We start from the raw sequence: 12462 nt of genomic DNA on the forward strand, positions 1-12462 counted from the left end.
CATGGCGATCAAGCAACTGTTAAAACGCACCAGTGGCTGGCTGTACCTCAACTCCCCGGTCGGGCGCAATCAATTGCACGGCGCCGGGGTGATCCTGATGCTGCACCGGGTGCTCGCCAGCGACCAGGCCGCCGCACTGCCCCACCGCAATGAACTGTGCGTCGGGCCAAAGGCTTTTGAACATCTGCTGGTGTGGTTGAAAAAACACTTCGACTGCGTGCCGCTGATGGACATTCTGCAACCGGGTGCGCTGCGCTCGGAGCGGCCGAAAGTGGCGCTGACCTTCGACGACGGCTGGCGCGACAACGCGGTGAATGCCTTCCCGTTTCTGCACAGATACCAGGTGCCGGCGAGCATCTTCCTGTCTACCGATTTCATCGGCAGCCGCCAGCGGTTCTGGTGGGAAAGCATCGGCGAAACCCTGTGGAACAGCCATGGCGAAACCGCGCGCCGACACCTGGTCGAATGCCTGAAACATCTCGGCCGCCCGTTACCGACCCTGTGCGATGACCCGGATGAGCACCGCCGCAGCCTGGCGCTTCTGCACTATTTGCAGAACCTGAAAACCCTGTCGCCGCAGGACCTCAATCGCCTGACCGACGAATGCCCGCAAGACTCGTTGCCCCAGGCGCTGGACTGGCAGCAAGTGCGCAACCTGGAAGCCTCGGGCCTGGTGCGCTTCGGCCCCCATGGGGCCAGCCACGCCATCCTCACCGGTCTCGACGATCAACGCCTGGAAGAAGAACTGAGCCGCAGTCGCGATGCGCTGCGCCACGGCTGCAACCGGCCGTTGCCGGTGTATTGCTACCCCAATGGCGACAACGATGCGCGGGTGCGGCAACAGGTGGCCCGGCATGACTTCCCGTTTGCCCTGGGCACCGGCACCGGCATTTATCGGGGAACCGAGGATCCCCTGGCGCTGCCACGCTTCGGCGTCAGCCAGCGTACCGCGCGCAATCCCGAGCTGTTGTCCTGGCGCATCTACCGTGGGGCACGTCCATGAGCCGCAGCAATTACCTCAAGCACCTGGCCCTGAGCATGGGCACCAAGCTGGCGATGATCGCCCTGCGCTTGCTGCGCAACGTGCTGCTGGCGCGGATTCTCGGCCCCAGCGAACGGGGTCTGTTTGCCTTGCTCAGCACCCTGCCCGACCTGATCAGCGCCGCCACCAGCGGCGGCTTGAATTCGGCGGTGGGCTATCAGGCGGCCAAGCAACGACCGATGGGCCTGCTGCTCAGCCAGGTGCTGGTGTTCGGTTGCCTGTTGGCGGCGTTGCTGACCTTGCTGGTGGTGGCGCTGACCCGCGAGTTCGGCAGTGAACTGGACATCACCACGCAACTGGGCCTGCTCGCCTGGCTGTTGCTGCTGGCGGTGCCGCTGACCGTGCTCAAAAGCGGTTTGCTGACCCTGCACAACGCTTCCGGCGGCGTGGTCGCCTTCAATGCCTTGCGCCTGATCGAATCGCTGGCGCCGCTGCTGCTGTTCCTCGCCCTGTTCTGGATGTGGAAAAGCGCGGCACTGGAAGCGGCGCTGATCAGCTGGCTGGCGGGCATCAGCCTGGTGGTGCTGGTCGGTTGGCTGTGGCTCAAGCGCAACCAGCCGCTGACCCTGCAATGGGACCGCGCCAGCCAGAACGAACTGCTGCGCTACAGTGCCCGCAGCCATCCGGACCTGCTGTTCCAGCAAGTGATCCTGCGCTCCGACTACCTGTTCATCGGCGCCCTGCTCGGCAGCACCGCGCTGGGTCATTACGCCATGGCCAGTGCCGCCGCCGAGTTGCTGCTGATCGTCCCGGAAGCGGTGACCACGCCGCTGATGAAACGCCTGCTGCAACAGGAAGAAGGCATCGACAAAGTCACGCCGCTGGCCTTGCGCCTGACGGCCACGGTGATGCTCGGCGCTTGCCTGAGCATGGCTCTGATCGGCGAGTGGCTGATCGTCACCCTGTTCGGCGTGGCCTATCAACCGGCCTATCCGGCGTTGCTCGCGCTGCTGCCGGGCCTGCTCGGGCTGTGCTACGCGAGCATCCTGCGCCTGGATTTGCTGGGCAAGAATCGGCCCGGTTCGATTTCCCTGTTGATGGGCCTCGGTGCCTTGCTCAACCTGGCGCTGAACCTGGTATTGATCCCGGCCTACGGCATCGTCGGCGCGGCGGCAGCCTCGTCCATTGCCTACCTGGCGGTGACGGTCGCGCTGCTGGTGATGTATTGCCGCCTGAGCCAGGTGCCGTTCTGGCAAACCCTGATCATCCTGCCCAGCGATATCGCGCCGATGCTGTTGGTCCTGCAGCGGAAGTCGGCATGAAGTATTTCGCCCTGCTGGTGAGCCTTGGCCTGACCGTCGATGCCTACGCCGGGCCGATGCGCTGGGCTGATATCCGTGACGGCAGCCTGTACCTGCAAACCGATCGCCCCGACACCCTGACCGTGCAATGGGTGCCGGCGTGGCAGGCCGGAGCCAATGAAGAGCACCTGTACCTGCTCGATGGCCAGGGCAAGCTCGAGGGTGAGCGGGCGATCGCCGCCGCCGAGACCCAGGGCACCCAGCGCTGGCCACTGGCACCGGGCGCCAGCCCTTATCGCCTGGAGATTCCGGGCTACAGTTTCCGCCGCTACCGCGTGGAACACGACGAACGCACGGTGGCGCTGTTCGCCCCGGCCAAGGTGCATTTCAGCGCGGAAACCCGTGACGGCGATGAGCTGTATTTCAAGGTCGCGGCCGGGGAACACGCGGTGCTCGCCGGCAAGTTCCACGACGGTGTCAGCGCCCTGCAAGCCCAGCGCCTGGGGGATGGCCAGCAACTGACGCTGACCCTCAAGCCCTACCGTGCCTACTGGCAGTTCGACAAGGCCGAGCTGCCGGTCGCCAATAGCGATCAGGTCTGGCGCCTGCGCCTGCAAGGCAGCGGCAAAGCGGCGTTCTGGCTCGATGGCACGGCCAATCTGTTCGCGCAGAATCCGCAACAGCTCAAGCCCCTGCGCGAGGACGATGGCCGGACCCGGCTGACCCTGCACAAGGAACTGCTCGGCAACACGCCGAACCTGGGCATCGCCCTCCCCTACGTGATGCCACCGCCTTCCAGTTTTGCCGTGCTCGATGCGCTCAAACCGCAGGCGGCGACTTACTACAGCCTCGTCGACATCATGGCCACGCGGCCGCACTACGAGGACGCGTTCCGGCGCCTGTACCAGGACCGTTTCGGCATCACCCAGGACATCACCTTGCTGGCCGGCAGCCAGCGCCAGGCCGAACTGCGCGCCGACAGCACCAGCAATGGCGGCCTCGAAGCCTGGTTGGCCGCAACACGCGCCCTGGGTGGCAAGGGCACGCACTACATCGGTTTTGCCGACGAGCCGAACCTCAACTACCCGGACTACGCCAGTTTCCAGACCGTGTTCAACAGCATGGCCCGGCAGGTGCGCAGCAACCCGGACAACGCCAGGGCCGGCGTGCGCATCGCCATCCCGGCCAGCTCGCGTTTTATCAACGGCCCGTTGGCTGACCACGCCAGCGAGCGGCGCGGCATCGATTGGGCCCGGCGCCTGTTGCAAGACAACGGCGAGCAGATTGACGCCCTGGCCTGGCACGAATGGATGATCCGCGACCTGCTCGCCACCCGCGTCTACCGCGACAGCGTACGCCGTGCCGCTGAACTGGTGGGGCTCGACGCCCAGGGTCGGCCGCGCAAGGCCTTGTTGCTCGACCAGACCAACATGTCCAGCGGGGCCAGCCTCAGCCCTTACGACCAGGAAACCCACTACGCGTCATTGTGGTGGGCCTCGGTGGTGATCAATGCCTCCCAGGACGGCCTGCTCGACATGCTCGGCTGGTTCCAGGCCGCCGACGAGCCCGAGTACCCCAAAGGCATGCTGCGGGTGCTCGGCAACGATCATTTCGAACTCAAACCAGTCGGCCTGGCCCAGCAGTTCATCCAGCAACACTGGCTGCACAATGTGGTGCGCCTGGACAACGACGCCTTCGAAGTCGATGTGCTGGCCATGGCCGACGACCTCAAGCGCACGCTGCTGGGGGTGAACAAGGGCACGCGCTTGCAGCGTGTCGACCTCAGCGGTGCGGCCTGTCCGCTGGGCAAGGGTTCCTTGCGTTATTTCGGCGCCGACAACCGCAGCCGCGACGCACCGTTCAACTGCCGGGACGGTCGCGTGAGCTTCGAACTGCCCGGGCAAACCCTGTTCGCCCTCAGCTGGATCGCCTCATGACCGCCCTTCTTGTGCTTGGCCGCGTCGGCATTTCGCCGCGCGCAGGAATCACTCCACTCACGGGCAATCCCGTCAGGAGCCAACAACATGAGTGCAATGCATAAACTCAGCGAACACATCAGACAAAAAGGCCTGAGCGCCACCCTGAAAAAAGCCTGGAAGCACTATGTGTTTTCCCACCAGGAACTGCTGTGGATGGAGCGCGACCTGGTCAGCCCGGTGCCACCGTACAAACTCAAGGCCTACCCGCCGCTACGGGTGGTCAGCATCACCCCGGAAAACGCCGTGGCCTTCACCCGCTACTTCGGTGACCGGGTAGAGACCATGGCCGAACTGGCCCGGGAGGGTTACACCGGGCAAATGCACCTGGACGACAAGGGTGACGCGGTGGCGTTCATCTGGGGTGCCGCGCGCAACTATCACGACAAGCACTACTACGGCTGCTGGTTCCCGGTAAAGCCGGGCGAATTCTTCGAGTTCGGCGGTGAGCTGACCAGGGCCTACTGGGGCACCAAATTGTCGATGGACCTGCAGACCGAGCTGTGGAAAGCCATGTACGCCCAGGGCTGCAACAAGGTCGTGGACGTGTGCGAGTGGCACAACATCCCCGCGCTCAAGCTGCATATACGCACCGGCTACAGCGAACAGGGACGCATCATGAACGTCTACGAACTGTTTGGCCGCTGGCGCTTCTTCCGCGAAACACGCTACACCGGCTCGCGCCTGGATACCTTGCGCAAACCGGTGCGTGAACCTGCCACTGCCGAGGCGACGTGATCTCATGACCGTACGATTCGAATGGCGCACGTCACTGTGTGCCCACGACTTTCCGACAGCGGCTTACGAAGCGCTGCGCCAGCGTGTAACGGACCACACACCGTTCAACACCCTGGCCTGGTTATGCGCATCGGAACAGGCACTCAAACCCGGCGAGCCGTTGCACGTATTGCTCGGCTGGCAGGGTGAGGAACTGGTGCTGTGCCTGCCGCTGGTGGCGTCCGTGGAACGCTTCGCGCGTTTGCCATTTCGGGTCCTGCATCATTTGGGTTATCCCCTCGCTGACCGCCTCGCCCTGCTGACGAGGCTGGACGGCGACTCCATGCACAAGGCGCTGACGCAGATCCGTCAACGCCTGCCCCACTCCGTGCTGCAACTCAACGAACTGGCAGGCGCCACGGCCGATGCACAGGCCCTGGCGCCCTGGCAGGCGCACAGCTCGACCGCCGAACAACGCCTCAGCTGCCGGGTGCCGGTGCACCTGATCAGCGAGGCCGACCATCAGGAAGTCTCCGGTGACCCGCGCTACAAATTGCGCCGCGCACGCAAACGCATCGCCGCGTGCGGTGCCCAGGTGCGACGCATTATCCCCGACGCCCTGACCATGGGCCCACTGTTGCAGGAAATCAGTGAAGTCGAAGCGGTGAGCTGGAAAGGCGATGAAGGGGTCGGGATCTTTTCCGACGCACGCCATCGCCAGTGGATGGATCGTGCCTTCACCGCCCTGGCGGCCCGCGGCCTGGTACGGGTGGTGGTCCTGGAGCTGGAGGGGCGCTGCATCAGCTATCGCCTCGGCCTGCTGGAACAGGGCCGGCTGTACGACTACAACCTGGCGTTCCTGCCGCAGTACGCCGACCTGGGCAGCGGCCGGGTATTGCTCGAAGAGTGGATTCGCTGGGGCCTGGAAGACCACTGGCAGTGGATCGATGCGTCACGGGTCAGCCTGGAAAACTCCAGCCATCAACTGCACGAACGCATGACCGGGCAACTGCAACACTGGCGCTGGAGTTTTTACTCCTGGCGCCCGGGTGGACTGGTGCTGGGACTGGCCTTGCGGGTCTGGCAACGCTTCAAACCCCGATTGCAGCTCTGGCGCGCCCGGCGCGCGGCGGCCGCAATCGCAACCCCGGCGCCCGTCGCGACAGCGGCTGTCAAAACGCCTGCGCCTACGGAAAAACAAAAGGAGGGTGAACATGCCTCGGCAAGTGATAGTCAACGCTGACGATTTTGGCCTCAGTGCCTGCGAAAACGCGGTGATCCTGGGCGCATTCCAGGCCGGACTCATCAGCTCCGCCACCGCCATGGCCAACATGCCGGCGTTCGAAGCCGCCTGCGTCCTGGCCCGGCATCCGCTGCTCGAAGGTCGCATCGGCCTGCACTTCAACCTGACTTACGGCCGTCCGTTGAGCCGGAACATTGTGCAGCGCCCAACCTTTTGCGACGACGACGGCGTGTTCGATCTCAACCTGTCCCGCACCCGCCTCTGGCTCCGGCGCCGGGATCGCCACGCCGTGCTCGAAGAACTCGAAGCCCAGTGGCAGCGCTGCCTGGACAACGGCTTGCGTCCCAGTCACCTGGACTCCCATCAACACGTGCACAACATCTGGCCAATCGGCGAGATCGTCGCGCGCTTCGCCGCCCGCCAGGGGGTGCCAGTGCGCCTGGCGCGTAACCTGGGGCAAAACCTCAGCCTGCCCAAGCGCCTGTTCAAGGACCTGCTCAACCGTCGCCTGATCAACCTGGCCGGTGCCACCGCCGACTACGTGTGCACCCCGGTGGACCTGCGCAACGCCGAGCCGCCAGCCGACGGACTGCTGGAAATCGTCGCCCACCCGAACCAGCTCGGCGCCGACTTCGGCGATGCCTATCTGGAACCCGGAGAGTCCTTGAGTGCGTTGCTGGAACAGCGTTTGCCGGGTGTGCCGCGGGTGGCCTATAGCGCCGCTGGCGAAGCCACGCCCCTCCGCGCACAGGCCGTCCTGGAATAACCCGAAATCCCCTGTGGGAGCGGGCTTGCTCGCGAAGAGGCCGGTACATTCAACATCTTTGTTGACTGAGCCAGCGCCTTCGCGAGCAAGCCCGCTCCCACAGGTAGTACACCTTTCAATCGGCTGTTTTGCTCCCGAATTCGTTCGGGACGAGCAGCTTTTTGACGCCTGAAAATTGTGTCAAGTCTGATACATAACTTGAAACACAATGCTGGCAAGGAGATGGCCATGCACTGGCCATCGGTGATCTATACCCATCAATACCTTCATCACGCACCATCAATCCTCGACAAAGGAGGGCTTCATGAGCGTACTCGACAAGCTTCAAGAACACATCAAACGCAAGGGCCTGGGTCGCACGTTCGGTACGCTGTGGAAACGCTATGTGTTCTTCCATTGGGAGTTGCTGTGGATGGAGCGCGACCTGGTCAGCCCGGTGCCGCCGCACAAGCTGCGGCCCTACTCTCCCGTGCGCCAGGTGACGATCACCCCGGAGAACGCCAGCGCATTCGCGAAGAACTTCGGCGACCGCGTCGGGACCATGGCCGAGCTCGCCGCCGAAGGTCACACCGGGCACATGTACCTGGATGACGAAGGGCATGCCATCGGGTTCATCTGGGGCAGCACCCGGGACTACTTCGATCGCCACTATTACGGCTGCTGGTTCCCGGTGAAGGAAGGCGAATTCTTCGAATTCGGCGGCGAGATGACCCGCGCCTACTTCGGCACCCGCCTGTCCGTGGATGTCCAGGTGGCCCTCTGGGAAGCCATGGCGCTGCAAGGCTGCAACAAGGTGGTGGACGTCTGCGAGACCCACAACATCCCGGCGCTGAAACTGCACATTCGCATGGGCTATCAGGAACAGGGCCGCGTCACCCATGTCTACGGCCTGTTCGGCCGCTGGCGCTTTTTCCGCGAAACCCGCTACAGCGGCTCACGCCTGGATCCGCTGCGCAAACCGGGACGGCCGGTGGTGACGGCGGCGGCTTCGGCTGAGGCTTGATTTCGGGTTTGTCCGATTTACCGCGGCGCGCCCTTCGCGAGCAAGCCCGCTCCCACACTGGATTTGTGAACGACACAGATCAAATGTGGGAGCGGGCTTGCTCGCGAAGGCGTCAGTCTGAGCAACACATTCCTCAGCCCTTCACCACCACCCACGTAAAACACAACGGCAACTGCGCCACCTGCTGTTGATAGCCGTCATAGAGTTCTTCGCGGTTGGAGTGCGGGTATTCCTTGAAGTGACGGATCTGCAGCCCTGCCGCCATGGCGGCGCTGAAGAGGTCGCCCAGGGTGTGGGCGAACCAGTAGGACGGCGCGGCCGGCTGTTCGACCTTGCCTTCGTAGACGATTGGTTCGTGCTGCACGAAAGGTTCGCGACGGAAGTAGGAACTGGCCGGGCGCAAGGGATCGTCTGCCTCGGGGTCGAACATTTCCAGGAACGGGTGGGTTTCGTATACCACCAGCGCGCCACCCGGTTTCAGCGTGCGCGCCACATGGCGGAAGAATTCGCCGATGTCCGGCATCCAGTTCAGCACGCCGATGGTGATCAGTGCCAGGTCGAAGCGCTCCTGCAGTTGCGCAGGCAAGTGGTGAATGTCCGCTTCGATGAATTGCGGCGCATGGGGCGAGCGCGACGCCAGTTCCCGTGCCTGCTCGAGAAACGCGCCGGACTGGTCGACGCCCACCACGCTGCGCGCCCCCAGGGCGAACAGCGACAGGCTTTCGCGGCCATTGTTGCAACCCAGTTGCACCACTTCCTTGCCGTCGACACCGGTCTGGGTCAGCAAAGCGGTCAGGGTGTCATCCAGGCAGGAAAAATCCGCGTGTGCCACGCCCTCCAGCAAGACTTGCCATTCGCAGGAGTCTTTGTGGTGACGGGCGGAGTCATTCCAGGCCTCGCGGTTGCTGGCGATGGCTTGTTCTTTTGTCGGCAGTTCCATTGCACGCTCCAGGGTTCGGCTGGTCGATTTGACCGGTCGGAGTCTAGATCAACGTCATCCTGGCAGGTGTTGCGAAGTTGTAATGCGCGCAGCGGCGCCAGCGGCCCACGGCGGCAGCTATAGTTAATGACCTTGGGGAAATGCGGTTAAACCGATTTCGCAGGTGCTGCCATGAAAAAAACCAACCTGATGCTTGTGCTCGCCGTCAGCCTGAGCGCGACCGCTGTCGTCCACGCCGACGACATGCCTACCACCAACTACAACAGTGAATTCAACTACTACGGCGCCGACCAACCCTTCGCCCACCCCGTGCCGCAGTCCATGAGCACTGTGCCGCCGGGTTCGTACATCCCGACCGCACCCGGGGATTTCATTCCGGTTTCAGGCGAGCACGTGTTCTACGACTCGCGCCTGCCGACCGTGGCCGACGCCACGGTTCGCGTGTTTATCCGCTCCTACGATCCGGAGCGTGGCGTCTACGTGAACCAGGAAGTCGAGAATCCCGGTTGCATGCTGTCCTGCCTGAGGCAGGGCCCGGTGTTGCAATGAACCAGGGGGCGTTCTCAATCAGTTTCCCTACCACTGGCGTTTGTCCGGACGGGCGAGGCCAAGCTTTTCGATCCGGTAGCGCAACATGTCACGGCTAAGACCCAGCAGGCGCGCCGATTTGGTGACGTTCCAGTCGGTCTTGTCGAGCATCTTGCGCACCATGTCGCGCTCCACTTCCGGCAGGTTCATCGATTCGTTGCCGTTGTAGGATGGACGCTGCTCGCTGAAATGCTGCGGCTCGTGATGAAACATCGGTGGCTCATCCACCAGGCTCAGGCAGACGTTCAACTGATGGGCGGCGATGGTGTCGCTTTGCGCCAGCAACACGGTTTGCTCCAGCATGTTGCGCAATTCGCGCACGTTGCCCGGCCAGCTGTAGCTGAGCAGCAACTCTTCGGCCTGATTGCTGAAATACAGGTTCGGCTTGCCGTAGCGTTTGCCGTGGGCTGCCAGGAAGTGCCGGGCCAGCAGCAGGATGTCGGCGCCACGGGCATACAGGCGCGGCACCTTGATCGAAATGATGCGCAGGCGGAAAAACAGGTCGCGGCGGAATTTGCCTTGCTGGACCATCTGTTCGAGATTGCAGTTGGTGGCGCTGATCACCCGCAGGTCGACCTTGCGCTCCTTCACCGAACCGACCCGGCGAATGGTCCGGTCTTCCAGCAGTTTGAGCAGCTTGGCTTGCAACAGCAGGTCCATTTCACCGATTTCATCGAGGAACAGTGTGCCGCCATCGGCCGCTTCCACCAGCCCCATGCGACGGTCCTTGGCGTCGGTGAAGGCGCCCTTCTCGTGGCCGAACAGTTCCGATTCCACCAGATTGGACGGGATCGACGCGCAGTTGAACTCAATGAACGGGCCTTTGGCGCGGGGGCCGTCGAAGTGCAAGGCACGGGCCACCAGTTCCTTGCCGGTACCGGTCTCGCCTTCCACCAGGACTGGCGGCAGATCGCTATTAGCCATCCGCCGTTCGGCGTCGAGCAGCTGGGTGATGGTGCCCTTGAGGTACACCATCGGTGCCGACTCGCCAATCAGGGCCTGAACCCCGGACTTCTGGGCCTCGCGCTCCTGGTAAAACGACAGCGTGCGCTCCATGCGGTCGGTGGCCAGGGCTTTGTCCAGCAGCAGCTTGAGCTCGGGCAGGGCCACCGGTTTGGTGACGTAGTGAAAAGCGCCCTCTTTCATCGCCACCACGGCGTCTTCGACGTTGCCGTAGCCGGTCATCATGATCACTTTCAGATCCGGCGCGCTGACGCGCAGCTTCTGGATCAGGTCGTGACCACTCATGCCCGGCAACGAGTTGTCGGTCAGTACCACGTCCGGCGCGAAAGATCCCAACTGCTCCAGTGCATCTTCAGCCGAGTGGCAGACGGTCACCTCGAAGTCCTTGCGCTCCAGGTAAGTCTGAATATTCTCGGCGAGGATTTCATCATCCTCGACCAGCAGAATGCTGTGATCCATATACCCCTCCCGTTGCCACTTTGAAATTGAGACAAACGCGGGTTCCTTCCTGCTCCCGGCTGGTCAGTTCGACCGAGCCGTCAAACCGCTCCATTATTCTTTTGACCAGTGCCAGGCCCACGCCCAATCCACCTTGTTTGGTGGTAAAAAACGGCTTGAAGACCATTTGCTGCTGTTGTTTGGACATGCCCTTGCCGGTATCGGTCAGGATCATGCTCAGGTAGCCGGTCACCGAGGAATCGACCTCGATCGTCAGCACGCCGCCCTTGGGCATGGCTTCGAGTGCATTGGCAAACAGGCTATTGAGTATTTGCGTGAGTAGCACCTGGTGGCTGACGACCGGTGGCACGCTGACAGAAGGGAAGCGCACTTCGACGTCCGAACGCTTGATCAGGGGCTCGAAGGCACTCAAGGTGTCTTCGAGGGCCAGCACCAGGTCGACCGTTTCAAAGTCGTCATTCATCGGCCGCAACGACACCAGCAATTCACGGACCCAACGCGACATGCGATCGACCTGACTGATGATGTCGCCAATGTTTTTCTGTGCGGGCTGGCTGGCGATGTCCTGGGCCAGTTCGGCGCTGGAACGGATGTTCGCCAGCGGATTGCGCAAGCTGTGGGCGACCGCCGAGGACATTTCCCCCAGGGCGACAAAGGTTTCGTTGGCGATCAACTGTTTCTGCTGGCTCTGCAACAGCATCGCCGCACGCCGCACGATCCAGAACAGCCCCAGGTAGATCGCCGCCCCGCCAATCAGGGTCGCCAGCCAGATCGCCTTGAAGCCACGCTGGATACGTTCCACCAGGTCCACCGGCTCCTTGTAGATTTCCACCATGGCAATCACTTTGCTTTTGTCGGCGTTGAACATCGGAATGTAGTTCTCGACGAACAGGTATTCCGGTTCGTGCAGCAGGCGCTGCTCGGGACGCTGCTCATCGATCTCGTGGTAGCTGGTGGACACCGGCGATTTCATTTCGAAGGATTCATCCAGCTCATCGTCGTCTTCGATGCGCACGCCGATCAACTCCGGGTTGGTCGACCAGACCACGGTGCGGTCCTGGGCGTACACGGTCGCCAGCAGGATGTCCGGCAGATGCTCCACATGGTCGAGAAACTCACTACGCGCGGCGGCCCGGGATTGCGGGCTGACGTCGGCATAGGCATGGTCCAGGCGCGGGTCGAGCATTTCGCCCATGGTTCTGTTCGGCGTAATCCCGGCATGGCGGATTTCGGCCCCGCCTATGGCCTGGATGAACTGCGCGGTCAGCATCGAATCGCGCTCGATGCTTTCATCGACCACAAAGCGCGTGGAGATGTAACCCAGCCCCAGCGCCACCGCGGCAATGATGAAAAAACTTGCCAGAGAGAACCAGCGCAGCAGGTTGAACTGCGGCCGCCACCCCTTGCGCGTTGCTGCGGGAGCTTGCGGCGCAGGTACTTTTTGTTGTTCTAGTATCTGCATGGCTGTGTCCTTAGTCCTTGAAATCGAGCCTTTCCAGCCGTGTATCAAATCAGTGTAGGTAA

Annotated in this window: 11 protein-coding genes; 8 read left to right on the top strand and 3 right to left on the bottom strand. The window is 62.7% G+C overall.

All coding sequences use genetic code 11. The features are described from left to right. The first annotated feature begins 1 nt into the window (after window position 1). From QMK54_RS19745 to QMK54_RS19775, 7 genes are all read left to right on the top strand, one after another. Entirely contained in the window at window positions 2–1003 is a 1002-nt protein-coding gene (locus QMK54_RS19745; protein WP_110659201.1) for a polysaccharide deacetylase family protein, read from the top strand. Then, window positions 1000–2304 (top strand): lipopolysaccharide biosynthesis protein, encoded by a 1305-nt coding sequence (locus tag QMK54_RS19750; protein WP_223593475.1) that lies wholly within the window; start codon window positions 1000–1002, stop codon window positions 2302–2304. The genes QMK54_RS19745 and QMK54_RS19750 overlap by 4 nt, the downstream gene beginning before the upstream one ends. Continuing rightward, entirely contained in the window at window positions 2301–4220 is a 1920-nt protein-coding gene (locus tag QMK54_RS19755) for a hypothetical protein (RefSeq protein WP_320401190.1), read from the top strand. Before QMK54_RS19750 ends, QMK54_RS19755 begins: the two co-directional genes overlap by 4 nt. Window positions 4221–4307: 87 nt before the next feature. Next, a complete protein-coding gene (locus QMK54_RS19760; RefSeq protein ID WP_320401191.1) occupies window positions 4308–4997 on the top strand; it encodes an N-acetyltransferase in 690 nt (229 codons plus the stop codon). Between the two features lie 4 nt (window positions 4998–5001). Then, window positions 5002–6219, top strand: a complete 1218-nt coding sequence (locus QMK54_RS19765; RefSeq protein WP_223593468.1) for a GNAT family N-acetyltransferase — start codon at window positions 5002–5004, stop codon at window positions 6217–6219. Then, on the top strand, window positions 6191–6985 hold the full coding sequence (locus QMK54_RS19770) for a ChbG/HpnK family deacetylase (RefSeq protein WP_320401192.1): 795 nt from the start codon (window positions 6191–6193) through the stop codon (window positions 6983–6985). Before QMK54_RS19765 ends, QMK54_RS19770 begins: the two co-directional genes overlap by 29 nt. A gap of 304 nt (window positions 6986–7289) precedes the next feature. Continuing rightward, complete coding sequence (locus QMK54_RS19775; protein ID WP_223593466.1) at window positions 7290–7988, top strand: N-acetyltransferase; 699 nt, start codon at window positions 7290–7292, stop codon at window positions 7986–7988. A gap of 133 nt (window positions 7989–8121) precedes the next feature. Here the strand turns inward: QMK54_RS19775 and QMK54_RS19780 are convergent, their stop codons facing one another. Further along, window positions 8122–8928 carry a class I SAM-dependent methyltransferase gene (locus QMK54_RS19780; protein ID WP_320401193.1) on the bottom strand — a complete coding sequence of 269 codons (807 nt, stop codon included), beginning with the start codon at window positions 8926–8928 and terminating at the stop codon, window positions 8122–8124. A 171-nt stretch (window positions 8929–9099) separates the two neighbouring features. On the opposite strand from QMK54_RS19780, the gene QMK54_RS19785 reads away from it, so the two are divergent. Continuing rightward, window positions 9100–9477 (top strand): hypothetical protein, encoded by a 378-nt coding sequence (locus tag QMK54_RS19785; protein ID WP_110659087.1) that lies wholly within the window; start codon window positions 9100–9102, stop codon window positions 9475–9477. Window positions 9478–9504: 27 nt separating this feature from the next. Here the strand turns inward: QMK54_RS19785 and QMK54_RS19790 are convergent, their stop codons facing one another. Both QMK54_RS19790 and QMK54_RS19795 read right to left on the bottom strand, forming a co-directional pair. Then, window positions 9505–10938, bottom strand: coding sequence for a sigma-54-dependent transcriptional regulator (locus QMK54_RS19790; RefSeq protein ID WP_110659085.1), 1434 nt, complete (start codon window positions 10936–10938; stop codon window positions 9505–9507). After that, window positions 10907–12400 (bottom strand): HAMP domain-containing sensor histidine kinase, encoded by a 1494-nt coding sequence (locus QMK54_RS19795; protein WP_320401194.1) that lies wholly within the window; start codon window positions 12398–12400, stop codon window positions 10907–10909. The genes QMK54_RS19790 and QMK54_RS19795 overlap by 32 nt, the downstream gene beginning before the upstream one ends. Window positions 12401–12462 lie beyond the last annotated feature (62 nt).

It is taken from the genome of Pseudomonas sp. P5_109, assembly GCF_034009455.1.
Taxonomy (GTDB): domain Bacteria; phylum Pseudomonadota; class Gammaproteobacteria; order Pseudomonadales; family Pseudomonadaceae; genus Aquipseudomonas.

Bases quoted from the DNA above. Each gene is read 5' to 3' on its own strand.
- QMK54_RS19780 (WP_320401193.1), bottom strand. From the start codon at position 8,928: ATGGAACTGCCGACAAAAGAACAAGCCATCGCCAGCAACCGCGAGGCC.
- QMK54_RS19770 (WP_320401192.1), top strand. From the start codon at position 6,191: ATGCCTCGGCAAGTGATAGTCAACGCTGACGATTTTGGCCTCAGTGCC.
- QMK54_RS19755 (WP_320401190.1), top strand. From the start codon at position 2,301: ATGAAGTATTTCGCCCTGCTGGTGAGCCTTGGCCTGACCGTCGATGCC.
- QMK54_RS19750 (WP_223593475.1), top strand. From the start codon at position 1,000: ATGAGCCGCAGCAATTACCTCAAGCACCTGGCCCTGAGCATGGGCACC.
- QMK54_RS19775 (WP_223593466.1), top strand. From the start codon at position 7,290: ATGAGCGTACTCGACAAGCTTCAAGAACACATCAAACGCAAGGGCCTG.
- QMK54_RS19765 (WP_223593468.1), top strand. From the start codon at position 5,002: ATGACCGTACGATTCGAATGGCGCACGTCACTGTGTGCCCACGACTTT.
- QMK54_RS19760 (WP_320401191.1), top strand. From the start codon at position 4,308: ATGAGTGCAATGCATAAACTCAGCGAACACATCAGACAAAAAGGCCTG.
- QMK54_RS19745 (WP_110659201.1), top strand. From the start codon at position 2: ATGGCGATCAAGCAACTGTTAAAACGCACCAGTGGCTGGCTGTACCTC.
- QMK54_RS19785 (WP_110659087.1), top strand. From the start codon at position 9,100: ATGAAAAAAACCAACCTGATGCTTGTGCTCGCCGTCAGCCTGAGCGCG.
- QMK54_RS19790 (WP_110659085.1), bottom strand. From the start codon at position 10,938: ATGGATCACAGCATTCTGCTGGTCGAGGATGATGAAATCCTCGCCGAG.
- QMK54_RS19795 (WP_320401194.1), bottom strand. From the start codon at position 12,400: ATGCAGATACTAGAACAACAAAAAGTACCTGCGCCGCAAGCTCCCGCA.